27 protein-coding genes are annotated in these 26,088 nt (G+C 66.1%); 17 read left to right on the plus strand and 10 right to left on the minus strand.

The window, feature by feature from the left end; all coding sequences use genetic code 11:
• The first annotated feature begins 46 nt into the window (after positions 1-46).
• Genes ACAG24_RS15010 through ACAG24_RS15020 form a run of 3 tightly spaced genes read left to right on the plus strand, consistent with a single transcriptional unit; the run spans position 47 to position 3,033 of the window.
• Positions 47-901, plus strand: a complete 855-nt coding sequence (locus tag ACAG24_RS15010) for a siderophore-interacting protein (protein WP_370473006.1) — start codon at positions 47-49, stop codon at positions 899-901.
• Positions 902-937: 36 nt separating this feature from the next.
• Positions 938-2,098 (plus strand): lactate 2-monooxygenase, encoded by a 1,161-nt coding sequence (locus tag ACAG24_RS15015; protein WP_370473007.1) that lies wholly within the window; start codon positions 938-940, stop codon positions 2,096-2,098.
• A 32-nt stretch (positions 2,099-2,130) separates the two neighbouring features.
• Positions 2,131-3,033, plus strand: a complete 903-nt coding sequence (locus ACAG24_RS15020; protein WP_370473008.1) for a tyrosine recombinase XerC — start codon at positions 2,131-2,133, stop codon at positions 3,031-3,033.
• Positions 3,034-3,038: 5 nt separating this feature from the next.
• Here the strand turns inward: ACAG24_RS15020 and ACAG24_RS15025 are convergent, their stop codons facing one another.
• A complete protein-coding gene (locus ACAG24_RS15025) occupies positions 3,039-4,199 on the minus strand; it encodes a DUF7373 family lipoprotein (protein WP_370473009.1) in 1,161 nt (386 codons plus the stop codon).
• Between the two features lie 84 nt (positions 4,200-4,283).
• Positions 4,284-4,769: a murein hydrolase activator EnvC family protein gene (locus ACAG24_RS15030; protein ID WP_370473010.1), complete on the minus strand. Its 486-nt coding sequence runs from the start codon at positions 4,767-4,769 to the stop codon at positions 4,284-4,286.
• A 297-nt stretch (positions 4,770-5,066) separates the two neighbouring features.
• Here ACAG24_RS15030 and rpsB point away from each other — a divergent pair, with 297 nt between their 5' ends.
• From rpsB to ACAG24_RS15075, 9 genes are all read left to right on the plus strand, one after another.
• Entirely contained in the window at positions 5,067-5,891 is an 825-nt protein-coding gene (gene rpsB / locus ACAG24_RS15035; RefSeq protein ID WP_370473011.1) for a 30S ribosomal protein S2, read from the plus strand.
• Positions 5,892-5,926: 35 nt separating this feature from the next.
• A complete protein-coding gene (gene tsf, locus ACAG24_RS15040) occupies positions 5,927-6,742 on the plus strand; it encodes a translation elongation factor Ts (protein WP_370473012.1) in 816 nt (271 codons plus the stop codon).
• A gap of 345 nt (positions 6,743-7,087) precedes the next feature.
• On the plus strand, positions 7,088-8,575 hold the full coding sequence (locus tag ACAG24_RS15045; RefSeq protein ID WP_370473013.1) for a sugar transferase: 1,488 nt from the start codon (positions 7,088-7,090) through the stop codon (positions 8,573-8,575).
• A gap of 54 nt (positions 8,576-8,629) precedes the next feature.
• Positions 8,630-10,036: an amidase gene (locus tag ACAG24_RS15050; protein WP_370473014.1), complete on the plus strand. Its 1,407-nt coding sequence runs from the start codon at positions 8,630-8,632 to the stop codon at positions 10,034-10,036.
• Positions 10,037-10,182: 146 nt separating this feature from the next.
• Positions 10,183-11,340 (plus strand): ABC transporter permease, encoded by a 1,158-nt coding sequence (locus ACAG24_RS15055; RefSeq protein WP_370473015.1) that lies wholly within the window; start codon positions 10,183-10,185, stop codon positions 11,338-11,340.
• 61 nt (positions 11,341-11,401) lie between these two features.
• Positions 11,402-11,911: an ABC transporter permease gene (locus tag ACAG24_RS15060; protein ID WP_370473090.1), complete on the plus strand. Its 510-nt coding sequence runs from the start codon at positions 11,402-11,404 to the stop codon at positions 11,909-11,911.
• A 4-nt stretch (positions 11,912-11,915) separates the two neighbouring features.
• Positions 11,916-12,638 (plus strand): ABC transporter ATP-binding protein, encoded by a 723-nt coding sequence (locus ACAG24_RS15065; RefSeq protein ID WP_370473016.1) that lies wholly within the window; start codon positions 11,916-11,918, stop codon positions 12,636-12,638.
• A 28-nt stretch (positions 12,639-12,666) separates the two neighbouring features.
• The gene (locus ACAG24_RS15070; RefSeq protein WP_370473017.1) at positions 12,667-14,184 is read left to right on the plus strand and encodes an APC family permease; all 1,518 of its coding nucleotides are present in this window, start codon (positions 12,667-12,669) and stop codon (positions 14,182-14,184) included.
• On the plus strand, positions 14,181-16,202 hold the full coding sequence (locus tag ACAG24_RS15075; protein WP_370473018.1) for a primary-amine oxidase: 2,022 nt from the start codon (positions 14,181-14,183) through the stop codon (positions 16,200-16,202). The genes ACAG24_RS15070 and ACAG24_RS15075 overlap by 4 nt, the downstream gene beginning before the upstream one ends.
• A 94-nt stretch (positions 16,203-16,296) precedes the next feature.
• On the opposite strand, the gene ACAG24_RS15080 is transcribed toward ACAG24_RS15075, so the two are convergent.
• The 3 genes from ACAG24_RS15080 to ACAG24_RS15090 form a co-directional block, all read right to left on the minus strand.
• Positions 16,297-16,713, minus strand: a complete 417-nt coding sequence (locus tag ACAG24_RS15080; RefSeq protein ID WP_370473019.1) for a hypothetical protein — start codon at positions 16,711-16,713, stop codon at positions 16,297-16,299.
• Positions 16,714-16,718: 5 nt separating this feature from the next.
• On the minus strand, positions 16,719-17,162 hold the full coding sequence (locus ACAG24_RS15085; RefSeq protein WP_370473020.1) for a carboxymuconolactone decarboxylase family protein: 444 nt from the start codon (positions 17,160-17,162) through the stop codon (positions 16,719-16,721).
• Positions 17,163-17,308: 146 nt separating this feature from the next.
• Complete coding sequence (locus ACAG24_RS15090) at positions 17,309-17,734, minus strand: MarR family winged helix-turn-helix transcriptional regulator (protein WP_370473021.1); 426 nt, start codon at positions 17,732-17,734, stop codon at positions 17,309-17,311.
• A 37-nt stretch (positions 17,735-17,771) separates the two neighbouring features.
• On the opposite strand from ACAG24_RS15090, the gene ACAG24_RS15095 reads away from it, so the two are divergent.
• The 5 genes from ACAG24_RS15095 to rlmN all read left to right on the plus strand — a co-directional run bounded on the left by ACAG24_RS15095 (position 17,772) and on the right by rlmN (position 21,904).
• A complete protein-coding gene (locus tag ACAG24_RS15095; protein ID WP_370473022.1) occupies positions 17,772-18,458 on the plus strand; it encodes a class I SAM-dependent methyltransferase in 687 nt (228 codons plus the stop codon).
• Between the two features lie 113 nt (positions 18,459-18,571).
• Positions 18,572-19,315: a UMP kinase gene (gene pyrH, locus ACAG24_RS15100; protein ID WP_370473023.1), complete on the plus strand. Its 744-nt coding sequence runs from the start codon at positions 18,572-18,574 to the stop codon at positions 19,313-19,315.
• 34 nt (positions 19,316-19,349) lie between these two features.
• Positions 19,350-19,907, plus strand: coding sequence for a ribosome recycling factor (gene frr / locus ACAG24_RS15105; protein WP_370473024.1), 558 nt, complete (start codon positions 19,350-19,352; stop codon positions 19,905-19,907).
• A gap of 2 nt (positions 19,908-19,909) precedes the next feature.
• On the plus strand, positions 19,910-20,773 hold the full coding sequence (locus tag ACAG24_RS15110; protein ID WP_370473025.1) for a phosphatidate cytidylyltransferase: 864 nt from the start codon (positions 19,910-19,912) through the stop codon (positions 20,771-20,773).
• A gap of 33 nt (positions 20,774-20,806) precedes the next feature.
• Positions 20,807-21,904: a dual-specificity RNA methyltransferase RlmN gene (gene rlmN / locus ACAG24_RS15115; protein WP_370473026.1), complete on the plus strand. Its 1,098-nt coding sequence runs from the start codon at positions 20,807-20,809 to the stop codon at positions 21,902-21,904.
• Positions 21,905-21,964: 60 nt separating this feature from the next.
• Here rlmN and ACAG24_RS15120 read toward each other — a convergent pair whose 3' ends face one another.
• The 5 genes from ACAG24_RS15120 to ACAG24_RS15140 form a co-directional block, all read right to left on the minus strand.
• Positions 21,965-22,384, minus strand: a complete 420-nt coding sequence (locus ACAG24_RS15120; protein WP_370473027.1) for a nuclear transport factor 2 family protein — start codon at positions 22,382-22,384, stop codon at positions 21,965-21,967.
• Entirely contained in the window at positions 22,381-22,782 is a 402-nt protein-coding gene (locus ACAG24_RS15125) for a nuclear transport factor 2 family protein (protein ID WP_370473028.1), read from the minus strand. The genes ACAG24_RS15120 and ACAG24_RS15125 overlap by 4 nt, the downstream gene beginning before the upstream one ends.
• Complete coding sequence (locus ACAG24_RS15130) at positions 22,779-24,266, minus strand: aldehyde dehydrogenase family protein (RefSeq protein ID WP_370473029.1); 1,488 nt, start codon at positions 24,264-24,266, stop codon at positions 22,779-22,781. Before ACAG24_RS15130 ends, ACAG24_RS15125 begins: the two co-directional genes overlap by 4 nt.
• 40 nt (positions 24,267-24,306) lie before the next feature.
• Positions 24,307-24,852 (minus strand): TetR/AcrR family transcriptional regulator, encoded by a 546-nt coding sequence (locus ACAG24_RS15135; RefSeq protein ID WP_370473030.1) that lies wholly within the window; start codon positions 24,850-24,852, stop codon positions 24,307-24,309.
• Between the two features lie 82 nt (positions 24,853-24,934).
• Positions 24,935-26,074: a phosphotransferase gene (locus ACAG24_RS15140; RefSeq protein ID WP_370473031.1), complete on the minus strand. Its 1,140-nt coding sequence runs from the start codon at positions 26,072-26,074 to the stop codon at positions 24,935-24,937.
• Between the last annotated feature and the right edge of the window lie 14 nt (positions 26,075-26,088).

A 26,088-nucleotide genomic window follows, 5' to 3' on the forward strand; every position in this document is an offset into this window, starting at 1 on the left:
GGCGCTCGTATAGTCGAGACGAGAGCTAAGCAGTGGAGGAAACGAAGTGGCAGGACGTCCCGTGCACACCTTCGAGGTTGTGCGCACCGAGCAGCTGACCCCGCATGTTGTTCGAGTTGTGCTCGGCGGCAACGGATTCGACACATTCAAGCCCAGCGACAACACTGACTCGTATGTCAAGCTGGTCTTCGTGGACGACGATATCGACGTCAGCTCGTTGACGTCGTTCGGCGGTCAGCTGACACTCGACAGTTTCACCAAGCTGCCCCCCGAGAAGCGCCCCACCGTGCGCACGTACACGGTGCGCGACGCCGATACGGACCGGCGGGAGATCACCATCGACTTCGTCGTCCACGGGGAGCACGGCATCGCCGGTCCGTGGGCGGCGTCGGCAACGCCGGGTCGACGGTTGTTCGTCATGGGTCCCAGCGGGGCCTACTCGCCCGACCCGCAGGCCGACTGGCATCTGCTCGCCGGTGACGAATCAGCCGTGCCGGCGATCAGCACCGCGCTGGAAGCCCTGCCGGACAACGCGATCGGTAAGGTGTTCATCGAGGTCGCCGGCCCCGAAGACCAGGTCGAGCTCAAGGCGCCCGCAGGTGTCGAAGTGTCGTGGATCTATCGCGGCGGCCGTGCCGATTTGGTGGCCGAAGACAATGCGGGTGACCACGCGCCGTTGATCACCGCGGTCAAGGAAGCGGCGTGGCTTCCCGGTCAGGTGCAGGTATTCATCCACGGCGAAGCCCAGGCCGTGATGCACAACCTGCGGCCCTACATCCGCAAGGAACGCGGAGTCGATGCCCGGTGGGCATCGTCGATCTCGGGTTATTGGCGGCGCGGCCGCACCGAGGAGACGTTCCGCGAATGGAAGCGGGAACTCGCTGAGGCAGAGTCGAAATAACACGGATGCGCGGCCGGTCGATGGCAGGCTTACGTCATGACCTTCGGTAACTATCAGCTCGAGATCTACCTGCAGGGCCTGTCCGGCATCATGCCGACATTTCCCATGGACTATGCGAGTTGGGAAGCCAAAGCCGAGGCGGCGATGGCTCCGTCGGTCTGGTCGTACGTCGCCGGCGGCTCGGGGGACGAGAACACTCAGCGCGCCAACCGCACCGCCTTCGATCGCTGGGGTCTGATGCCGCGGATGATGGTCGGCGCCAAGGAGCGCGATCTGACCGTCGACCTGTTCGGCCTGACGCTGCCGTCGCCGGTTTTCATGGCGCCGATAGGCGTCGCGGGCATCTGTTCGCAGAGCGGGCACGGCGACCTGGAGGCGGCGCGCGCCTCCGCCCGCACCGGCGTTCCGATGATGGTGTCGACGCTGACCGAGGACCCCATCGAGGACATCGCCACCGAATTCGGCGAGACGCCGGGTTTCTTCCAGCTGTACACCCCCACCGACCGCGACCTGGCGGCGAGTTTCGTCCACCGCGCCGAAGCCGCGGGCTACAAGGGGATCGTCGTCACCCTCGATACCTGGATCCCGGGCTGGCGTCCCCGCGACCTGTCCACCGCGAACTTTCCTCAATTGCGCGGCCGCTGCCTGTCGAACTACCTGAGCGACCCGGTGTTCCGTGGCTTGCTCGCCCAGACGCCCGAGGAGAACCCGCAGGCTGCGGTCCTGCAATGGGCCGGACTCTTCGGCAATCCTCTGACCTGGGACGACCTGCCGTGGCTGCGGTCGCTGACCGACCTTCCGCTGCTGCTCAAAGGCCTCTGTCACCCCGATGACGTTCGGCGCGCCAAAGACGGTGGGGTCGACGGCATCTACTGCTCCACCCACGGCGGCCGCCAGGCCAACGGCGGACTGCCCGCGATCGACTGTCTGCCCGACGTGGTCGAGGCCGCCGACGGCCTGCCCGTGCTGTTCGACTCCGGCATCCGCAGCGGCGCCGACATCGTCAAGGCGCTCGCGCTGGGCGCGACCGCGGTCGGCATCGGGAGGCCCTACGCCTATGGACTGGCCATGGGCGGCGAGGACGGACTCGTCCACGTGTTGCGGTCGTTGCTGGCCGAGACCGACCTCATCATGGCCGTGGACGGGTATCGATCGCTGGCGGATCTCACTCCGGACACGGTGCGGCGCGTCCTGTAGAACACTGCGGCACGGTCTGCGACGGTGGGTCGGTGGAGACCCTGCTTGAGGAGTTCGACCAGTACCTCGAGCTGGAACGCGGCCGCTCGGAGCACACGCGCCGTGCCTATCTGGGTGATCTGCGATCTCTGCTCGACTTCGTCGCCGCGCGGGATGCGGCCGCCAGCTTGCGCGGCCTGACGCTTCCGGTGCTGCGGTCCTGGTTGGCCGGCCAGGCCGGCGCCGGGGCCGCCCGATCCACGCTGGCCCGCCGCACCTCTTCGGTCAAGACCTTCACCGCATGGGCGCTTCGCCGCGGGCTCATCGACAACGATCCCGCGGCCCGGCTGCAGGTACCCAAAGCGCGTCGCACCCTGCCCGCGGTGCTGCGGCAGGATCAGGCGATCGATGCCATGGACGCCGCGAAAAGCGGTGCGCAGGAGGGTGATCCACTTGCCCTGCGGGACCGCTTGATCGTCGAGATGCTCTATGCGACCGGCATTCGCGTCAGCGAGCTGTGCGGACTCGACGTCGACGACGTCGACACCTCGCGCCGACTTCTGCGAGTGCTGGGCAAGGGCAACAAGCAGCGCACCGTGCCCTACGGCCAACCCGCCCAGGCCGCCCTGACCGCGTGGCTGACCCACGGAAGGACCGAACTCGTCACGGCCACCTCGGAGGCCGCGCTGCTACTCGGCGCCCGCGGCGGGCGACTCGATCCCCGCCAGGCGCGCACCGTGGTGCACCAGACGATGGCCGCGGTCGCCGGGGCACCTGACATCGGTCCGCACGGACTGCGCCACAGCGCCGCCACGCACCTACTCGAGGGCGGCGCCGACCTCCGTGTGGTGCAGGAACTGCTGGGCCATTCCACCCTCGCGACCACCCAGCTCTACACCCATGTCACGGTGGCGCGGTTGCGCGCGGTGCACGACCAGGCCCACCCGCGCGCCTAAATCGCTCAGCGGGTCAGCAAGAGGAACTGCGCCGCCAGCCGCTGTTGAGCATCGATGAGTGTGGCGCCTTCTGCCTCGACCACGTAGGGACCGGTGGCAGCAAGGCAGTAACCGCGAAAATTCCCCGTCGTCGGAAACGTGAGCCCGGCGCAGCGGCTGCCCGGAACCCCGCTCACCGCCGTCGCCTCGTCGCCGAAAGGAGCATATTCCTCGAAGAGGTGGTCCCTCAGCAGTGAGGCGGCACCCACGTCGCGCCCTTGGTAGATCGCAGCCTGCCCGTACGCGACTGTGCCGACTCCATATTTACCGAACGCCTGCCCGGACTGCACCGGATCGTCCTGGAAGTGCAGGGCGCCGTGGGTGCCGTAGCTGCCCGGGACCGCGGCGGTGGCATCGGCGGCATCTGGTGCCAAAGTACGCGCCAGTAATCCGGTCGGATCGACGGCGAGCGTGCCGAGCAGGGCGGGCGGTGTCGTCTGGAACCGGTCGATCCGGGCCGGCTGCCGGTCCAGCATCCCCGCGATCAGTCGCGCAGCCTCGTCGACTCCGTCGGCGGCCATCGCCCGCTGCGAGAAGACATACGGCCCGTGGGCGGTGATCGCCCGCACGTACGTCACCTGCCGGCCATCTTCTTCGTCGACGGGGTTGGCGAACGCCGCGGTATCCGGGTGCCCGGGAACGATCGCAGCCACGACGGGGCCGCCCGGCACAGTCCGCGCGGCAAGCGCACTGGCAAGATCGCGCGCTGCCGCCGACGCGGTGTCGGCGTCGGCGAAACGAATCACGATGTGCTGCAACTCGATATCGTCGGCCCACCGCGCGGATCCGAATCCGTCGATCGCGTTGTGACGCGCTGCGGCGTCGGCCAGTTCGGTGGGCAACTCCACGCGCAGGGCCTCCGGACCGTCGATCACCACGGCGCTCGTGTCGAACTTGCCGACCAGAGTCGGATCGACTTCCCACGGACCTACGACGAAATCCGCCATCCGCTGCCCCTCGACACGTGCTCCGGCTTGCAAGGAGCCGGCTGCTCCCAGCGGCGGCGAGGGCACGGTGGGGTAAGGCCCGGTGTCCACAGGTTGCGCACCCGCGACGCCCGCCGACAACGCCGTGAACGCGGCCGCGACGAGGACCGACCAGCGAATACGTCCCCCCGAAAGATTCACCCGGTCAAGTTACCGCGCCTCAACGCTTCACGCGCCAATGTGATGCGGCGGAGCGGAATTGGCGTTCGGCCCCGGGACCCGCGGTCATCCCACCGGCTTCAGGCGAATCGGCGTCGTCGTCACCAACCCCAGGGGGTCGACATAATCGGCCCGCGACGCCGGTCCCCACATCGCACCCCAGTGCAGGCAGGCCGTCGCCGCGCAGCCCACATGCCCGGCCATCAGTGTCCCGATCGGCGTCCCGGCCGCCACCGACTGACCCCGGCCGACCACGGGGCGGACGGGTTCGTAGGTGGTGCGCAGGCCGCCAGGGTGCGCCACCGACACCAGCGGCCGCCCGGCCAGCTCGCCGGCGAACACCACCGTGCCCGGGCCCGCCGCATGGACCGTCTGACCGATGGTTCCAGCCAGATCGACCCCGCGATGACCGGGTTGCCAGTTGGGGGACGGGGCGTCGAAATGACGCAACACCGCAGGACGGGGATGCAACGGCCAGGTGAGTCTGCTGTCTGCCGATGCCGGAGCAGCGGCGGCCAGCGTCAGCATCACCACCAGCGCGAAAATCCGCATTAGCCCAGTTCAGCGGATTTTGTGGACCGGGCAGAAGAAGGGGAACTCCGCCTGTGGATGGCTGTACGCGGTGGTAAAAGCACCTGTTGTGAGCGTGTAAACTCCTACCCGCAGCTCGCTTGCGCGGGCTGACTTCGCGCGTCTGCGTCACGGATGTCCTCTGTTGAGGCGCACCGTCACCTCGCATGCCGGGCGGTCCCGATCCCAAATCGGGTCCGGCATCGAAGCAGTCGCCAGGGCTCGGCGTCACCCGACGCCGCGCGACAACCGACAATAAAAGAGGCTGGCCACACCACCATGGCTGTTGTAACCATGAAGCAGCTGCTCGACAGCGGCACCCACTTCGGGCATCAGACCCGTCGCTGGAACCCCAAGATGAAGCGGTTCATCTTCACCGACCGCAACGGCATCTACATCATCGATCTGCAGCAGACGCTGACCTACATCGACAAGGCCTACGAGTTCGTGAAGGAGACCGTCGCGCACGGCGGCACCATCATGTTCGTCGGCACCAAGAAGCAGGCGCAGGAATCCATCGCCGAAGAGGCGACCCGCGTCGGCATGCCGTATGTCAACCAGCGCTGGCTGGGCGGCATGCTCACCAACTTCTCCACCGTGCACAAGCGCCTGCAGCGTCTCAAGGAACTCGAGGCCATGGAGCAGACCGGTGGTTTCGAGGGTCGCACCAAGAAAGAAATCCTGATGCTGACCCGCGAGAAGAACAAGCTCGAGCGCAGCCTCGGTGGTATCCGCGACATGCAGAAGGTGCCATCGGCGATCTGGGTCGTCGACACCAACAAGGAGCACCTCGCCGTCGCCGAGGCTCGTAAGCTGAACATCCCGATCATCGCGATCTTGGACACCAACTGCGACCCGGACCTCGTCGACTACCCGATCCCGGGTAACGATGACGCCATCCGTTCGGCTGCGCTGCTCACCAAGGTGGTGGCCTCTGCCGTCGCCGAGGGTCTGCAGGCCCGTGCCGGCGCGGGTTCCGACAAATCGGAGTCCGAAGCCGCCGAGCCGCTCGCCGAGTGGGAGCAGGAGCTGCTGGCAGGTGCCACCACCGCCGCACCCGAAGCTGCTGCGCCCGAGGCTGCCACCACCGAGCAGTCCTCCTAATCCGTTTTCGCGACGTCTTTTAAAGGAAAGGCTTCATGGCTAACTACACCGCTGCCGACGTCAAGCGCCTGCGCGAACTGACCGGCGCCGGAATGCTGGACTCGAAGAACGCACTGGTCGAAGCCGAGGGTGACTTCGACAAGGCCGTCGAACTGCTGCGCATCAAAGGTGCCAAGGATGTCGGCAAGCGCGCCGAGCGCGCCACCGCCGAGGGCCTGGTCGCCGCCAAGGACGGGGCTCTCATCGAGCTGAACTCCGAGACGGACTTCGTCGCCAAGAACGCCGAGTTCCAGGCGCTCGCCGAGGAGATCGTGGCCGCCGCCGCGACCGCCAAGGCCGGTGATGTCGAATCACTCAAGGCGGCCCACGTCGGCGTGTCCACGGTCGAGCAGCTCGTGGCCGACCTGTCGGCGAAGATCGGCGAGAAGCTCGAGCTTCGTCGCGCCGCGTACTTCGATGGCCAGGTCGAGACCTACCTGCACAAGCGCGCGGCGGATCTCCCGCCCGCGGTGGGTGTTCTCGTCGAGTACACCGGTGACGACAAGCAGGCCGCGCACGCGGTCGCTCTGCAGATCGCCGCGCTCAAGGCCAAGTACCTCACCCGAGAGGACGTGCCCGAGGACATCGTCGCCAACGAGCGGCGCATCGCCGAGGAGACCGCCCGCGCCGAGGGCAAGCCGGAGCAGGCGCTCACCAAGATCGTCGAAGGCCGGGTTACGGGCTTCTACAAGGATGTCGTGCTGCTCGATCAGCCTTCGGTGTCCGACAACAAGAAGACCGTCAAGGCTCTCCTCGATGAGGCCGGTGTCACCGTGACGCGGTTCGCCCGCTTCGAGGTCGGCCAGGCCTGATCTACACCCGTCGCGAAGCCCCCGAGACCTCGGTCTCGGGGGCTTCGTTTATCGGCCGGCATTTCGTGCGCGAACCGGACAATGACGCGTTCGGCAGATCAGGAAAATGACGCACGGCGCCATGATTATTTGCTTGAGTGCCGAGGAGTGTCGTATCGCGCCGTAAGACGTTGTGTTGATGAGCTGAAGATGTTTGCCGGATACTGCCGGTGATAATGCTGGCAAATTTTACAGCTAATCAATATCGCCCAACCGTCATGACCTGAAACAGACATTTGCCGACCGCGGACGACCTGCCGAGTTAATCTCTGTCCATGACGGGTTGCGCGAACGGTTCAGGTCACGGTGACCGACACGGTTGATACGGCCCGCACGGCAAACGCACATGTCAGCGGGGAAACGCCGGCGGTAGCTCCGGTCGAGAACGTTCAGCTACATAAGCACAAGGCCTGGGAGCCGTACCTGGGCGCGCTGATCGATTTGTCGACGGCGTCGCTCGCGGTAGCGCTGGGCATGACGTGGGCGAGCCAGTCGAACCCCGATCTGCCACCGACGTGGATGCTGTGCTTCTTCGCGCCGACCGTCGTCGCGCTGAGCGCCCTCCGCGGAATGTATCGGCGGACATTGAAGCGGACCTTCCTAGACGAGCTCCCGACGGTCGAAGCGATCACCGCGGTGGCGGCGATGCTTCTTCTGAGCGGGCTCGTCCTCAATACCGGAATCACCGCGCCGCGGGGCAGCGCCGTCGCGAAAGTGTGGATGTGCGCCGCGGTGTTGATCCCAGCGGGACGATTGCTGTGGATCGCTATCAAGAACCACCACTTTCGTCACGACCGGATGACCGCCCCGACGCTGATCGTGGGCAACGGCCGCGTCGCCGCGAAGGTCGTCGATCGACTCGAGATCACGCCGGAGTACGGGCTGCGTCCCGTCGGGATCATCGACGACGAGATCCCCATGATGGGCATCGACCGCGATCAGCCGGCCACCATTCCGTACCTGGGCAGGCTCGAGATGCTCGACGAGGTCATCACCCGTACAGGTGCGGAATGCCTGATCGTCGCCTTCTCACGCACCCGGGACGAGGCGATGACAGCCGCCGTCAAGACTGCCCACCAGCGCGGTGTGGCGGTGTGGATCGTTCCGCGCATCTACGACACCGTGGGAGTGCACGCGCACATCGAGCACATCGGTGGCCTCCCTCTGATCGCGGTGCCGCGGACCGACCCGCGGAGTTGGCAGTTCACCGCGAAGCATCTGTCCGATCGTTTCTTCGCCGCTCTTGGCCTGCTCCTGATCTCGCCGTTCTTCCTCACTCTCATGCTGCTCGTGCGGCTCAGTTCCCCCGGGCCGATCTTCTTCAGTCAGCCGCGAATCGGCCGCGACGGGCGCGAGTTCGGCTGCCTGAAATTCCGCTCGATGCGTCCGCCGCGGGATACCGATGCCACTTTCGTGCGGACCGACGACTCGGCCCCAGGCGGCGTGGAAGGGGAAGACCGCCGCACACCGATCGGCAAGATCATGCGGGCCACCTCGATGGACGAACTCCCTCAGCTGATCAATGTGGTCCGAGGAGAGATGAGCCTGGTCGGCCCGCGCCCGGAACGGCCCGAATACGTCGATCTGTTCAACGTCCAAATCGCGCGCTACGGCGACCGCCACCGCGTGAAAGCCGGGATCACCGGATGGGCTCAGGTCCACGGCCTTCGTGGGCAGACATCGATCGCCGACCGCGCCGAATGGGACAACTTCTACATCGAGAACTGGTCGCTGTGGCTCGACTGGAAGATCCTGGCGATGACCGTCGGCGCGGTACTGCGTCGCGCGGAGTGAATCCCCTGCTGAAGAGCCGCCTGTCGGCCGGTACGCTTTGGTACCGTCGGACGGATGGATCGCATTGATGCCTTTGCCGACGACGCCCTCGGAGATCTCGACGCGGTAGGCCTCGCAGCCGCGATGCGTGCCGGGACGGTCTCGGCGGCCGAGGTTGTCGAGGCCGCGATCGCCCGCACCGAGAAGGTCAACCCCGCGCTGAACGGATTGGCCTACGAAGCCTACGACCGGGCCCGGGAACGCGGCGACCTTCGTCATTCCTATGGCGGCTTCTTCGACGGGGTGCCGTCGTTCCTCAAAGACAATGTCGCCGTCGCCGGAATGCCCACGATGAACGGCACCGACGCATGGGACCCGGTACACGCGACAGGCGACGGTGACTTTGCGCGCTCCTTTCTCGCGACCGGCCTTGCGCCCCTTGGTAAGACGCGAATGTCGGAGTTCGGGTTCAGTGCCGTCGCCGAACATCCGCGGCTCGGCGCGGTGCGCAACCCCTGGAACACCGGACACACTGCCGGAGCGTCGTCCTCGGGTTCCGGCGCGTTCGTGGCGGCGGGCGTCGTGCCGATCGCCCACGCCAACGACGGGGGAGGGTCGATCCGAATCCCGGCCTCCTGCAACGGACTCGTCGGCCTCAAGCCCTCACGGGGCAGGCTTCCGCTGGACAGGGACATGCGCCAGATGCCACTGCGGATCGTCGCCAACGGTGTGGTGACGCGGTCGGTCCGCGACACCGCGGCGTTCTATCGCGAGATGGAGAAGGTGTCGGCCAACCCGAAATTGCCACCGATGGGGGACATCGCAGCCCCCGGCCGACAGCGGTTGCGCATCGCGGTGTGCACCAGCTCAATTTCGCGGGAGTCGAGTCCGGAGATTTGCGATCTGACGCTCCAGACCGCGTCCCTGCTTGAGGGTCTCGGCCACCGCATCGAGGTCATCGACAACCCCATTCCGGCACGGTTCATCGACGACTTCCTGCTGTACTGGTCGTTCCTGGCCTATGCGCTGATCCGGGGCGGCCGCCGGACCTTCGGGCCCACGTTCGACCGCGAACGGCTCGACAACCTCTCGCGTGGCCTCGAAGAGCGGGCCGCACGCAATCTGCATCGCGTGCCGTTGGCGATCGTTCGGCTGCAACGTATTCGGCGGATCACGTCGCGGCTGTACTCCACCTACGACGTGCTGCTGACGCCGACCCTGGCCGATGCTCCGCCACCCGTAGGGCATCTGGATCCGACCGCGCCCTATCCACAGATCATCGAGCGACTCGTGGACTGGGTGGCGTTCACGCCGCTGCAGAATGCCACGGGTGAGCCGGCGATCTCACTGCCGCTCGCGCAGTCCGCATCAGGTCTACCCATCGGCATGATGTTCGCCGCCGCCGTCGGTGAGGAGGCGCGCCTCGTCGAGCTCGCGTTCGAACTCGAAGAGGCGCATCCGTGGGCGAAGATTCAGTCATAGCAGTGGCACGCTCCGTGGAGATCGTGCGGGCACGACGAAATCCGTAGCGGCACCGACACATCGACGTAACGTCGCCACGGTTTCGTTAACGCCACCGAGACCGTGCGCGGCTGTCGGCGAAACGTTTCGATCCGAGCATCGCCATTGTGGAGACCACAGCGCGGGCAGGATCGCCGCCGATCGCCCCCTCGACCGGCAACACCTTCGGGTGCCTGGTCCGATTCGCGCTGGCCAACATCCGGCGCCGTCCGGAACGCTTCGTGCTGTCCGTCCTCGGCATCGCCCTGGCTATCGCGTGCGTGACCGTCGTGCGCACGATTTCAGCCGGATTCGCGGCAACTGGCGAGACCTCGATCGCCGATGTGCTTGATGGACAACAGTTGTGGGTTGTCCCGGCCGCCGGTGTGCATTACGACCCCGACGTCGGTTCCATCATCGCCGACGGTCCGGCGCCGGCGATCGCCGTACCAGAAGGCTGGACGGCGACCCGCACGCCGTCCGGGGTGATCGAACTCGCCGGGCAACGAGTATCGCTGCGCGGCAGCGACGAACTTGCGGCCGGGCAGGCGGTGCTGAGCCCGGCTCTCGCCGAGCGTCTCGGCGTGGCCGGGGGCACGCAGGTGGAGATCGGCGGGCGAACCCTCGCGGTCGTGGTGGACGGCGACAGTCAGTCCGTTACCGTGCCGACTTCGGCGGCACAGGCGGTTGTGGGTGACAGCGGTTGGTGGACCGTGCGGGCTCCCGAAGGAGAACAACAGCGTCGAGACCTGGGTCAGACCTTTGGTGCTGCAGTGGATCTGCCGTTCAGTACGGATCCGTCGACGCAACCGGATCCGCAAGGAGGGGGTCTGATCTACGACACGGTCGGCGGCTCCAGTCCGCTGTCGTTCGAGCAGCGTTATTCTGCGCTGTTCTCCGGCAAGGTAACCGGTTCGACGCTCGGGATGATCTCGATGGTCGGTCTGGGACTCGGCTTCGTCATCGCGGTGTCGTCTTTCCTTGCGGCGGTCACCGAGCGGCGACGTGAATTCGGCATCATGTCGAGCATCGGCCTCGCCGACGAAGTCCTCTACTTCTTCCTCGTCGAATCCGCGATCGTCTTCGTCACGGCCTATCTGGTCGGGGTCGCCGGCGCGGGCATCGCTGTCGCCCTGGTGATACCGGGGATCGCCTCCCTGTCGTCCTGGCTGCAGGGCGCGGCGCTGACCGCGATGTTCCTGCCGGCCATGGCCATCGTGGGTGCGCTGGTCCCTGTGCACCGGCTGCTGCAGCAGAAGCCGGTCGAACTGTTGGGGGGTAGGTGAATTGAGCATCGGCAGAGGTCTGTCCTACGGCTGGCTCGCCACCAGGCGCAGGCTCGGGGAAATGGTGCTCCCGGCCGTCACGACCGCCACCGGCGCGCTGCTGGTCGTCCTCGTCTTCGGTATGTCCGACGGAATCCGGACCCAGTCAGCAGCTTTGGGCCATGCCGACGAGATCTCGCGCGCCGTGGTGTTGATTGCCGTCACCGTCCTCCTCGTCGGCGTGGCCGAAGTCGCTGTGGCCACCACCCGGACGGTCGCCCATCGGACGCGCGAGCTCGGAGTGCTGGCCGCCAACGGGGTGCCCCGGGCGCCCGTCGTGGCGGCACTGCTCGTCGAACCGGTCGTCGCCGCGGTGCTCGGCGCGCTCGCCGGCTCCCTCCTGGCAGTCGTCACCGGCGTCCTGCTGGGAACGGTCGGCGTCGTCGCCACCGGCGTGTCCTACGGCGGCCTGGCGATCGGGGCGGGCATCGCGGTCGTCGTCAGCATCGTGGCCGCCTTGGCCACCAGCGTCCTGCCCACATGGAAAGCCGCATCCCGGCCGCCCATCCATTCGCTCGCCTCTGGAGGTTGATCCCATGACCACGCTCGACGAGACATCCGGAGCTGCCGCCGATACCGGGGCAGGTGCCGGCCCGGTGATCGAGATCTCGGACGTCTGGAAACTGCACAAGCTCGGCGACGAGGTCGTCAAGGCTCTGATGGCCGCCGAGTTAACGGTGATGCCGGGTGAGTTCGTCTGCCTGATGGGTCCCAGCGGCAGCGGCAAGTCCACCCTGCTCAACATCATCGGCGGACTGGACCGTCCCACGAAGGGCACGGTCAAGATCGCCGGTCAGGACACCGCGTCGCTGACCGAGAGCCAGTACGCGGCGCTGCGGCACGACACCATCGGCTTCATCTTCCAGAGCTACAACCTGATCCCGTTCCTGTCGGCGGTCGAGAACGTCGAGCTACCGCTGATGTTCGAGCCCTATGACCGGAAGTCGCTGCGCAAGAGGGCTATCGAACTCCTGGAGCTGGTCGGCCTCGGGCACCGCATCAATCACCAGCCGACCAAGATGTCGGGCGGGGAACAGCAGCGTACGGCGATCGCGCGGTCGCTGATCAGCAACCCGACCCTCGTTCTCGCCGACGAACCCACAGCCAACCTCGACCACCGCACGGGGGAGACGGTGGTGCGCATGTTGCGCGACCTGTGCTCGACCATGGGCGTCACCGTGGTCGCCAGCACCCACGACCCCACGGTGGCCGACGAAGCGAGCCGTGTCGTCCGGATGAAAGACGGACAAATCGTCTGATGACCAAAAACGCAGTGGGAGAACAGTCATGACCCAGACCGAGCCTGCGGCACCAGACCGCGACAAACTGATGACCACGGAGCTGGTCCCCGAGCAGATCCTGCCCAAGGTGATGAGCACGTTCGGCCTCACGGCCGCCTATGTGTTCATCATCTGCTGGATCACCGGTTCGTCGGTGATGGCCACCGGCGGCTGGACCGCCATACCGATGTGGGTCCTGGGCATCCTCACATTCCTCGTCCCGGCGGGCATGGCCGTCGTCGAACTCGGAAATCTGTGGCCGGGCCAGGGCGGGGTGTACATTTGGGCCACCAGAACGATGGGGGAGACGTGGGGCTTCATCGGCGGCTACCTGTCGTGGGTGCCGGTGATCCTGAACGCCGCCTCCTCGCCGGCAGTGGTGCTGTCCTTCCTCCTGCTGGCCTTCCACGCCGAGCTGGGGGTGACGGCCAGCGTCATCCTGCAGCTGGTCATCCTGTGGACGGTGATCGGCCTGGCATTGGCGAAACTGGCTGCCAGCCAACGGATCATGAACGTCGTCTTCGTCGTCTTCGGCATCCTCGCGCTGACGATCTTCGTCTGCGGACTGCTGTTCGCAGTGCAGAACGGCTCGGCGACGCCGTTCAGCTGGTCAGAAGCTCTGGTTCCGAATTTCGCGGTGGCGGGCTTCCTGTACGGCACCGTGCTGCTGTACCTGCTCGGCGTCGAGACGCCGTACAACATGGGCGCGGAGTTCCTGTCGGTGCGCAAGAGTGGCCCGCGCATGATCCTGTGGGGATCGATGGCGCTGGTAGCGATCTACCTGCTGACGACGCTCGGGACGATGATGGCGCTGCCCACCGAAGAGATCGACGCGGTCACCGGTGTCATCGGCATGCTCGACGTGGCCGGCTTCCCGGGTCTGATGGAGATCTGCGCGGTGGTCCTGGCGTTGATCATCATCGTGGCCCTGATGACCTACCAGGTCGCCTACTCGCGACTGATCTTCGTGTCCGGTTTGGAGCGCCACCTGCCGCGGATCTTCACCCATCTGAACCCGCGCACGCGTAACCCGGTGTCGGCCATCCTGATCCAGGGTGTGATCTCGTCGCTGCTGATCGTGGGGCTGTACTCACAGAGCAGCCTGGTCAACACCACGATCTTCCTGCAGGGCGGGTTGTCGACCGTGTGGCTGATCTCGGGCTTCTTCTTCCTGTTCCCGGTCGTCATCGCCCGCAAGAAATGCGCGGATCGCTATGAGAACGAGACCTTCTGGCGCATTCCCGGCGGGATGGTCGGCGTGTGGATCACGGTGATCGTCGGCACGATCGGCACCATCGGCGGCATCTACTACTCGTTCGCCAAGTCGTGGCTCGCCAGCTCCGGTGTCGGCGACGCCGAGTGGATGATGTGGGTCGGCAGCATCAGCCTCGCGATGGTGGCGCTCGGCGTCGTCGTGTATTTCTTCGGCCGCCGCTCGGCGCACAAGACCACCCAGGAAGACGCGCTGGCCCACCTGGCCGTCTTCGACCTCACCAAGACAGAAACAGAGGAAACAGCGAAATGACGATGGAGGACACCCGGACGCGGGGCGAGCACGGTTCAGAACTCGGTGGTTATCCCCTCGACCCGCTGACCGGGGCCGAGATCGAGGCGGCCGCGGCGGTGGTCACCGGATCGGAATATGCCACCCCCACACTGAAATTCGTCATGATCCAACTAGCCGAACCGGCCAAGACCGCGGATCTGACGTTTCCCGACGGGGTCGAGGTCCCACGGTGTGCGTTCGTCACGATGTACGACGCGGCGGCCAAGATGATCTACGAAGCTGTCGTCGACCTGACCGCGCGCGTCATCGAGTCGTGGACGCCGATCCCCGGCCGCTTCCCGTCCTACCTGGTCGAGCACATGACCGGGGTCGAGGAGAAGGTCCGCGAGGACCCGCGCTGGCAAGAGGCGATGCGCAAGCGCGGCGTCACCGATTTCAGCCTCGCGATGATCGATCCCTGGCCCGCAGGGTATTACGGCGCCCAGGACCACTACGACAACTCGGCGCTCGTCTGCCGGCCGTTGACGTTCATGCGCGCCGCCCCGTCAGAGCACGGCTACGCGCGACCCGTCGAGGGACTCATCGTGACCTTCGACCTCGATGCCATGGAGGTCATCGATGTCGAAGATCACGGGGTGGTCCCGCTGCCGCCGACCGCGGGGAACTACTCCGAGCAGTTCATGTTCGATGCGAACAACCGGCCGGCTTTCACGCAATTCCGCGATGACGTCAAACCGATCGAGATCACCCAGCCCGACGGACCGAGTTTCACCGTCGACGGGTGGAAGGTGCAGTGGCAGAAGTGGTCTCTGCGTGTCGGTTTCAATCCGCGCGAAGGCATCACCCTGCACGAGGTGACCTACACCGATCGTGGCGAGACCCGTCCGATCATGTACCGCGGTTCGCTGTCGGAGATGGTCGTGCCCTACGGCGACACCGCGCCGACGCACTGGAACAAGAACGTGTTCGACATGGGTGAGGTCGGAATGGGCTTCTCGGCCAACCCGCTGACGCTGGGGTGCGACTGCCTCGGCGAGATCCACTACTTCGACGGCACGGTCAACGACTCGAGTGGCAATGCGGTCACCATCCCGAACGCGATCTGCATGCACGAGGAAGACTTCGGAATCTCGTGGAAGCACACCGACTTCCGCACCGAAGAGGTCGAGGTGCGGCGGTCGCGGCGGCTCGTGATCTCGATGATCTGCACCGTCGGAAACTACGAGTACGGATTTTTCTGGTACTTCTACAACGACGCCTCCATCGAGGTGGAGGTCAAGCTGTCGGGTGTGCTGACGACGGGGGCCGTGGAGGTCGCACCGGGGGAGCAGCCGCGCTGGGGCAAGATGGTCGCGCCCGGCATCTACGGCCCGAATCATCAGCACTTCTTCAACTTCCGCCTCGACATGAGCGTCGACGGGACGGGAAACAGTGTGTACGAAGTGGATTCGATACCCGAACCGGACCCGGCGCTCAATCCCCACCACAACGCCTGGATCACCCAGGACACGCTGGTGGCCTCGGAGTCCGACGGCGCCCGCGACTGGAACTGGTCGACCGGCCGGTACTGGAAGGTGAGCAACCCGTCGAAGAAGAACGAGCTCGGCATCCCGGTGGCCTACAAGCTGGTGCCCAAGGACGTCGTGCCCGTGATGGTGCAGGAGGGCTCCTACATCTACGACCGGGCCAGGTTCCTGCAGCACAACCTGTGGGTGACCAGGTACGACCCGGCCGAGAAGTTCGCCGCCGGCGACTACATGTATCAGTCGGCGGATGTTCAGGGCCTGCCGGAGTTCGTCTCCGGTGACGAATCATTGGAGGACGCCGACGTGGTGCTCTGGTACACCCTCGGCGCCCACCACGTGGTGCGGCCCGAGGATTGGCCGGTGATGCCCTGTGCTTACACCGGTTTCCACCTCAAGCCGATCGGCTTCTTCGACGGCAACCCCGCCCTGGACCTGCCGCCGTCGCCGCCGAAGGCGTGCCACGCCAACCATGCCGGGCTGCCCGTGGCCGAGCGCGCCCTGGAGTCCTAGCGGGAACTCTTGCACCGCGAGCGCGCGCGTCTGTACGGCAACACGCCGTCTTTCCTGGAGTTTCGCGCGCGCTCGCGGAGCTTCATCGCGCACATCACGCTCGATGTGCGCTCCGCACCGGAACGAACAATGCCAGCGAGGCGATCAGCAGCGCACTCAGCGTGACTACGTTGAGGACCTGATCGCGTGGGCTGTAGTGATGCAACATCTGCAGATGCAGGATCAGGTGCAGCAGGTTGAACATCGACCACGCACCCGCTGAGACGCGCACGAGTGTCGTATTGGAGACGTGAACGAACGTCGCCACGCTGAGCACGGCCAGGCCGAGGAAGAAGGCTCCCACGTCTCCGACGAAATGTTGGTTGTACGGGCCGAGCTGGGGAAGCCAGCTCAAGCCCAGACCCGGGAAGGTGCCATACCAGTGCTGCGGTGCGAAATAGGCCCAGGCACCGGTGACGACGGCGACCAGCGCGAGAAAGCCGAGCAGTACTCGGTGCACAGTGGCGGACATCGGTCTCACGGCTTGACGGCGTAGTGGCTGGAGATCGCGACGCGGTTGAACGCGTTGATGGAGATCGCGACCCAGCGCAGCGCGGCGGCCTGCTCGTCGCTGACCGCCTTGGTGTCCTCGTCGACGCCGGCCGCACGCGTGTCGATGTGCGTGATCTCCTCGGCGATCGCGAGCGCGGCCCGCTCGGCGGGGGAGAAGTAGCCCGTCTCCCGCCACGCGGGTAGCACCGCGATGCGGTCGGTGGTCTCGCCTTTGGCCAGTGCGTCGCGCACGTGCATGCGAAGGCAGAAGCCGCACCCGTTGATCTGTGAAGCGCGGATCCGCACCAACTCGATGGCCAGGGGTTCGACGCCTGCGTCCAGCGCAGCCCTCTCGGCCTGCTCGCTGAGCGCGATCGTCGTCTTGTAGGCGGCGGGTACTGCCTTGTTCAGCATGGGCCGGGTGGACATGAGCGTGCTCCGTTCGTCCGTGGGGTCTGTTCAGAGGTTAAGACGAGAAGCGCGGCGCGAACGTGACAATGGACTGCGACGAGCGTGCCCGAAAGCCCGCGGATGGTGGCGTGTCGCGGAGCAGACACGCGCGCTCGCGGTGCGTTTCAGCCGAGTTGGGACAGGATGCGGCGCAGCTCCCGTCGGTCGCGCTCGCTCAGCGACGCCAGGACGCGTTGCTCGGCCTCACGGATGCCGTCGTCGGTGCGCCGCAGAATCGCCGCGCCGTCACGGGTGAGTTCCGCGGGCCGCGACCGCCCCGACGACACCTCGGCGGGGCGGGTAACCAACCCGCGCTCCTGAAGTCCGCGGACCACCATGTTCATGGCCTGCGGCGAGACCAACACGTCGCGTGCCAATTCGGCATTGGACCGTCCCGGATAGCGAGACAGCATCCGCATGCAAATGTATTGCGGGAAGGTCAGATTCAACGGTTCGAGCACCATCGTCGTCACATCGCCGCGCAGCGACGTGGCGAGGCGGTGGAGAAGGTAGCCCAGTGGTTGATCGTCGGAGCCTGACATGTCAACCATATTGACATATATCAACTGCGTTGATACCAAGGGTGTCATGACCGATACCAATGAGATGTTCGAGTCCGCCTACCGGGGCGAAGCTCCCGAGATGGGTGGACCCATCCGGCCACCGTGGAGCATCGACGAGCCGCAGCCGGAGATCAGGGCGCTGATCGACGCGGGGAAGTTCCATGGCGACGTCCTCGACGCGGGCTGCGGTGAAGCCGCAGTGTCGATGTATCTCGCCGAGCGCGGATTCACGACGGTCGGCCTGGACCAGTCACCGACGGCCATCGAGCTCGCCCGACAAGAAGCCCAGAGGCGAGGACTGACCACCGCCACCTTCGACGTCGCCGACATCAGCGCGTTCACCGGCTACGACGGGCGCTTTGGCACCATCGTCGACAGCACGCTGTTCCACTCCATGCCGGTGGAACTGCGTGACGGATACCAGCAGTCCATCGTGCGGGCGGCCGCTCCCGGCGCCTCGTACTTCGTCCTGGTCTTCGACCGCACGTCGATGCCCGCCGAGGGCCCGGTCAACGCCGTCACCTCCGACGAACTGCGCGACGTGGTGGGCAAGTATTGGACCGTCGACGACATCCGTCCGGCGCGCATTCACGCCAATGTTCCCAAGGGCTTCGCCGACCATTTCGAGGGTTTCGCGGGCGCCGACATCCGTGACGAGGACAAGGGCCGCAAGTCGGTGGGCGCCTGGTTGCTCACCGCGCACCTCGGATAACGCACCGCGTTCCACCCATTCGCCATCGGGTACGTCAAGGTTTGGCAGGATTGGGGTATCGCCTCGTCGATGGCAACCTCATGTGCGGACCCGAAAGGAGCCTGTCGGCCCCGATGACAGAGCCCGTTTCTGATCAGAGTTCCTCCTACCGGCCCGCCTACTCCAGAGTGCTGCTCAAGTTGGGCGGCGAGATGTTCGGCGGCGGACAGGTCGGGCTCGACCCCGATGTGGTGGCGATGGTCGCGCGCCAGATCGCCGAAGTCGTCCGCAGCGGTGTGGAGGTCGCCGTCGTCATCGGTGGAGGCAACTTCTTCCGAGGCGCCCAGTTGCAGCAGCGGGGCATGGAGCGCACCCGCTCCGATTACATGGGGATGCTCGGCACCGTCATGAACAGCCTTGCGCTGCAGGATTTCCTGCAGAAGGAGGGCATCGACACCAGGGTGCAGACCGCCATCACCATGGGCCAGGTCGCCGAACCCTACATTCCGTTGCGCGCGCGCAGGCACCTGGAGAAGGGCCGCGTCGTCATCTTCGGCGCGGGCATGGGGCTGCCCTATTTCTCCACCGACACCACCGCCGCGCAGCGCGCGCTGGAGATCGGCGCCGAGGTGGTGCTGATGGCCAAGGCCGTCGACGGAGTCTTCACCGCCGATCCGCGCGTGCATCCTGACGCCGAGATGATCGCTGTGATCACCCACCGTGAGGTCATCGACCGCGGGCTGGCGGTGGCCGACGCGACGGCCTTCAGTTTGTGCATGGACAACGGAATGCCGATCCTGGTGTTCAACCTGCTTATCGATGGCAATATCGCCCGTGCCGTCGCAGGTGAGAAGATCGGAACGCTGGTCACCAAGTGACCGGTGGGTGCGAGCGAAAGCGACGGGAGAGACAGTGATCGACGAAACCCTCTTCGATGCCGAGGAGAAGATGGAGAAGGCCGTGTCGGTGGCACGGGACGACCTGGCGTCGATTCGCACCGGCCGCGCCAACCCCGGCATGTTCAACCGCATCAACATCGACTACTACGGCGCGATGACGCCGATCACGCAGCTGTCCAGCATCAACGTGCCCGAGGCGCGTCTGGTCGTCATCAAGCCGTACGAGTCCAACCAGCTCAAACACATCGAGGACGCGATCCGGAACTCGGACCTCGGCGTCAACCCGACCAACGACGGTAGCGTCATCCGGATCGCGATCCCGCAGCTGACCGAGGAGCGCCGCCGCGACCTCGTCAAGCAGGCCAAAGCCAAGGGCGAGGACGCCAAGGTCTCGGTCCGCAACATCCGCCGCAAGGCGATGGAAGAGCTGTCGCGGATCAAGAAGGACGGCGACGCCGGCGAGGACGAGGTGACCCGCGCCGAGAAGGACCTCGACAAGAGCACCCAGCAGTACACCAGCCAGATCGATGAGATCGTCAAGCACAAAGAAGGCGAGCTGCTGGAGGTCTGACCATGACCGATCAGCAGTCGACTCCCGTGGCAGAGAAGCCGGTCAAGACGTCGCGCGCCGGGCGCAATCTGCCCGCGGCGCTCGCGGTCGGCTTCGGGCTCGGCGGGTCGCTGATCGCGATACTGCTGTTGGCGCCGAAGGTGTGGGTCGGCGTCGTGGCGGTGGCGATGGCTGTGGCCACCCACGAGGTCGTTCGCCGCCTCCGCGAGGGCGGGTTCTCCATTCCCGTCATCCCGCTGTTGGTCGGCGGCCAGGCGATGGTGTGGTTGACCTGGCCGTTCGGCGCGGCCGGTGCCCTCGGCGCGTTCGGCGCCACCGTCGTCGTCTGCATGATCTGGCGGCTCGTGTCGGGCGGACTGTCCACCGCCCCGCAGAACTACCTCCGCGATATGGCCACGACGGTGTTCCTGGCGGCATGGGTGCCGCTGTTCGGAGCCTTCGGCGCGCTGCTGATCTATCCGCACGACGGTGCAGGCCGGGTGTTCTGCCTGATGCTCGGTGTCGTCGCCTCAGACGTCGGCGGCTACACCGCCGGTGTGCTGTTCGGTAAGCACCCGATGGCGCCGGCGATCAGCCCGAAGAAATCCTGGGAAGGCCTGGCCGGGTCGCTCGTCTTCGGAATTGTCGTGTCGTCGCTGGCTGTGCAGTTCCTCACCGACAACCCGTGGTGGGTGGGGATACCGCTCGGAATCATGCTCGTCATCACCGGCACCCTCGGCGACCTGGTCGAGTCGCAGGTCAAGCGTGACCTGGGCATCAAGGACATGGGCACGTTGCTGCCCGGGCACGGCGGGCTGATGGACCGGCTCGACTCCGTCCTGCCGTCGGCCGTGGCGACCTGGGTCGTGCTGTCCCTGTTGGCCTGAGCCTGCACATTTCGGTGAGATACTGGCTGGGCCATGCCCAATCCACTGCCCCTCGTGTTCGACGCTCCGCGCCGCGGCATGCCGCCGCGGCACTTCGCTGATCTCGACGAGGCCGGCCGTGCCGCGGCAGCCGCCGAACTTGGGCTGCCGGCCTTCCGCGCCAAGCAGCTCGCCAACCAGTACTACGGCCGGCTGATCGCCGACCCGTCACAGATGACCGACCTGCCCGCCGGGGTGCGCGCCCAGGTCGGCGAGGCGCTGTTCCCGACGCTGATCAGCACGATGCGCGAGATCGAATGCGACGCAGGCGAGACCCGCAAGGTGCTGTGGCGGGCCGGCGACGGGACGACGTTCGAATCGGTGCTGATGCGCTACACCGACCGCAACACGGTGTGCATCTCGTCGCAGGCGGGCTGCGGCATGGCCTGCCCGTTCTGTGCGACGGGTCAGGGCGGACTCAAGCGCAACCTGTCGACCGCCGAGATCCTCGAGCAGGTGCGCGCCGCCAGTGCCGAGCTCCGCGACCGCGATGGCGGAAGGCTGTCCAACATCGTCTTCATGGGCATGGGGGAGCCACTGGCCAACTACAACCGAGTGGTCGCCGCGGTGCAGAGAATCACTGCCGCACCACCGAACGGCTTCGGGATCTCGGCACGGTCGGTCACCGTGTCGACGGTCGGGCTCGTGCCCGCGATACGCAGACTCGCCGACGAGAAGCTCAACGTGACGTTGGCGGTGTCGCTACACACGCCCGACGACGAACTGCGCGACACCCTCGTCCCGGTGAACAACCGCTGGAAGGTCTCCGAGGTGCTCGACGCCGCGCGCTACTACGCCGATGTCACCGGTCGCCGGGTGTCCATCGAGTACGCGCTGATCCGCGACGTGAACGATCAGCCGTGGCGGGCCGACCTCCTCGGCAAAAAGCTGCACGGCGCACTCGGGCCGCTGGTGCACGTCAACCTGATCCCGCTGAACCCGACACCGGGAAGCGAATGGGATGCCAGCCCCAAGCCGGTCGAACGGGAATTCGTCCGTAGGGTGCGCGAACGCGGAGTGTCCTGCACGGTGCGCGACACTCGCGGTCGCGAAATCGCTGCCGCCTGTGGGCAATTGGCCGCCGAAGGCTGAGTTACGTAACGCCACGGCGGAATCGCGGGCGGATTTTCGCCACAGCGTCACGCAACTGCGTCAGGGTCTGCCGACGAACCAGACGTTGTCTTCGCGGAGGTTGCGGCTGCGCCACCCGTCGGGTGTGCGCACCAGCTCGTGATAGTAGTAACCGCCGCAACAACTTTGGACGTCCGTGCCGGGCAGCTGCATCGGGTTGTAGAACATCGCGCGCACCGTCGCACTGTCGCCTGCGATCTCGCATTCGACGTTCGTGACGTAGTGCATCGTCCACGGAATCGCGGCGAAACCCGCTTCCAGCCACGCGGCCACCTCATCGCGGGTGCCCGCCGCCGCCCCGGCCGACGAATAGTCGATGTGCGCATCGTCGGTGAAGACGGACCGGTAGAGATCCCAGTCCTTCGTGTCGACGGCCCTGGCGTAGCGGTTCAGCAGCGCCCTGATCTCCAGTTCGTCGGTGAGGCGGCCAAGGTCGGTCACCCCGCCACCTCCAGCCGCAGTTTCCGGATCCGCCAGCCCGATTCGGATCTGACGAGCTCGTCGCGCCAGCGGCCATGGAAGAAGGTGATGCCCTCGGTGCGCGGAAGCGCAACAGCGTTGAACCACATGGCCACAACGGAGGCGGCGTCCCCGCCGACGCGGCTCTCGACATTGGTGACGTAATGCATCCCGACGCTGATCGATTCCTGGTGGCGCGTCAGATACTCGACCGCATCATCGGGACCGCCGACGAACAGGTTGGCCGCCGAATAATCCAGATGCGCGTCATCGGTCAGGAGCGACCGATAGAGGGTCCAGTCCTTGGAGTCCACGGCCCGGCAGTACCGGGTGAGCAGATTGCCGATGTCGATCTGGTCGGCGACGCCCTGAACGTTCACGAGGCCGGCATACCGATGGTCTTCGCTTCCAGGTATTCCTTGTAACCCTCTTCACCGTTGCGGTATCCGAGCCCGCTCTGCTTCGTTCCGCCGAACGGGCTGCCGATGCCGAAGTGGCTCTTGCCGTTGATGGTGACGTTGCCGGTGCGCATGCGGGTGGCCACGCTGAAGGCTCGGTCGAGGTCACCGCCGCTGACCTCACCGGACAGGCCGTATATCGAGTTGTTCGCGATCGCGACGGCTTCGTCGTCGGTGTCGTAGGGGATCACCGTGAGGACGGGACCGAAGATCTCCTCCTGCGCCACCTGCGAATCGGGGTCCACGTCGGCCAGCAGCGTCGGTTGCACGTAATAACCGACGGGCAGGTTTTCCGGGACGCCGCCACCGGTGACCAGGCGGGCTCCGGAGTCGACGCCGGACTTGATCAGCCCCAGCACCTTCTGGCGCTGGGTTTCGCTGATCTGCGGTCCCTGCATGTTGTTGGGGTCCCACGGGTCGCCGACGGGAAAGTTCTCCATCATGGTCTTCATGATCTGGATGCCTTCGTCATAGCGACTGCGGGGCAACAGGATCCGACTGGGCAGGATGCAGCTCTGGCCTGACATCACGCACGCCATCAACGCGGCCATCGGCAGCGCCATGTTGAAGTCGGCGTCGTCGAGCACGATGTGGGCACTCTTGCCTCCGAGTTCGAGCAGCGTCTTCTTCACGGTAGGCGCGCCCGCGGCGAGAATGGCCCGTCCGGTCGCCGTCGAACCCGTGAAGGTGATCATGTCGACTCGGGGGTCGGCGCTCAGCGCCGCGCCCACCTCGTTGGCGTTGGAGACCACGACGTTGAACACTCCGGACGGAATGTCGGTTTCCTCGGCGACGATACGGCCGTACTCGCTGCCCGACCAGGGCGTCAGCTGAGCGGGCTTGAGCACCACAGTATTGCCGGCCATCAGTGCGGGGACCGTCTCGGCGACGTTGAGATAGAACGGTACGTTCCACGGCGTGATGGCACCGACCACCCCGACAGCCTCGTAGTGGATCTTGCGGTGAGCAGGCCCGAGCGGCGTGTCGTGAACGCCGTTGTCAGCGAGGTAGTCGAAGTTCCTGCCGTGCTCGGCCCAGTGCCTGACTTCGTCGATCGGACTCTCGATCTGGCTGCCGGTGACCTTGACCGGGCAACCCACTTCGGTGATCAGGACGCGCCGCAGCCGTTCCTTATTGCGCTCCAGCGCCTCGTGCAGCTGCGTGAGGCAGTGATAGCGGAACTCCAGGTCGCGCGACCAGTCGGTCTCGTCGAACGCGCGGCGCGCCGCCCCGACCGCGCGGGCCATGTCGTCGACGGTGCCGTCGGTGGCCCGGCCTGCGACTTCCTCGCTGGCCGGATGCACCACGTCGAATGTGGCGCCGCTGCGGGTGTTTTGCAGTTCTCCATCGATGAGCATGCGCTCGTCGCCTGCGAGCACGCCGGTTTCGGTCTCCGCTGTCGTCATGACAGCTAGCTTTACAAGAATTCAGCCGAGTGTCACGCGTTCAGGTGGTCTTGATCCCCACCGCGTGGCGAAGTTGGGCCAGGAACTGATCGTCGTCGTCGGCGCGGACGATGTAGTGCGACACCGCTACCCGGATGGCCGTAGCCGCCTTGACTGCGCTGTTGGAACCCGGCAACAGCTTCTCCAGCTGGGCGCGCATCAGCGGGATGATGTGGGCCAGCCGGGCGATCACCACCTCGGGCTCGATGTCGACGACGCGCACGCCCGAGTAGGACTGCTGGTATTCGACGATGAACCGCATCGCAGCGTCGACCCGTTCGGTGCCGCGCAGGCCGGCGGTCGCCTTGATGATGCCCGTCTCGAACATCTCCCGTTCGTAGATGCCGAACGCCTCCAGCAGCGCCTGCTTGTCGGCGAACCAGCGGTAGAGCGTCGGACGGGACACCCCCGCCTGGAGTGCCACCTCGGACAGGCTCAGCTTCGTCTGCCCGCTACGGCCGAGCACCTCGGCGGTCGCGACGAGGATTCGGTTCCTGGTCGAGGTGTCGTCGGTGGTGTCGTCGGTGTCGCGTGCTGGATGGTTCACGTACCTGGCCTTACTTACGGGTTCGGTGTCGATCGTAAAGCGTGGACGTGCCTACGGCCGACGGCGCGCGCGGCATTTCTGGTCACAGGCTGTTCTGGAGCAGGGTGACGGTCTCCAGATCGTCGAGCGCCTCCAGCGCGCGTTCGAGACCTTTGTGCGCGATGTCCTCGTTCTGCATGCCGCCCATCCCCGCGGTGATCAGCGTCGCGACATAGGGGTACAGCGCGCCCTGGCGGTAGCGGTCCCACAGCTCAGATGCCGCGAGTTCGGGTCCTCCCGCGTCGGCCAGGGCGCGCCGGTAGACGTCGAGCAGGTCGCGCTGGCACTCCCGTCTGGTACCGGTGGTCATGCTCGTGACGAGGGTGTAGGCGAGCTCGCGGCCGGGGTGGCCGCGGCGCACGGCCTGCCAGTCCAGTAGCCCCGCCCGCCCGTCGCGGAAGTACAGATTGCCCGGGTGCGCGTCGCCGTGCATCACGGTGTGCGGGCCGCGATCGACGAGCGCCGCGGCCGCTCGATAATGGTCGTCGATGAAGCGGCCACGTCCGATGGGCAGCTCCGTACGCTCGGACAACTTGCGCGCCGACGCCTTCAGCAACGGTGCGGTGAGCAGTGAGGCGCTGTCCTCGGAGGCGCTGTAGAGCCAGCCGAACGGCCCGGTCCCGCTGCGCGCGGGAAGCCGGCCCCAGAACGTGGCGTGCAGTCGGGCCAGGAGTTCGACGACGAGTGCGGCGCGGTCGGCGTCGATGGGGTGCAGCGTGTCCGGGAAATCGCACTCGCCGACCGCGAGATCTTCCAGCACGAGGACGAAGCGACCGGTATACGGATCGAACCGGGAGCCGTAACTGCGGGGCACGCCCGTCAGCTCGGGGGCGAGCTGGCTGTAGAAGCGGGTCTCGGTGCCGGCCAGGTTGCCGAGTTCGCCCATCAAACGGGTGGCGACCGTCTCGGCCGCCATCTTCACGAACACCGACGAGGGGACGTCGTCACCGGTGAGGGCGAGCCGAGCACGTGACGATGTGCCGGCGTCGCCGCCGATCACCGACACCGACGTCACCCGCCGGTCCATGAGCGCCGACATCGCGGCGGCGTCGAGATCGCCGATCGTGCGGGGAAGCGGGAGCAGCCGGCCGATCAGCGTGTCGGTCCCGATCCGCCGGAAAGCCCGGCCAAGATGCGAGGCGAGGCCTACGGCGGGTGCGACCCGATTGGCGATGACGGACACCACGAGCCTCCTAG

Origin of the sequence: Mycobacterium bulgaricum, from assembly GCF_041287165.2 — a bacterium.
Lineage (GTDB): Bacteria > Actinomycetota > Actinomycetes > Mycobacteriales > Mycobacteriaceae > Mycobacterium > Mycobacterium bulgaricum.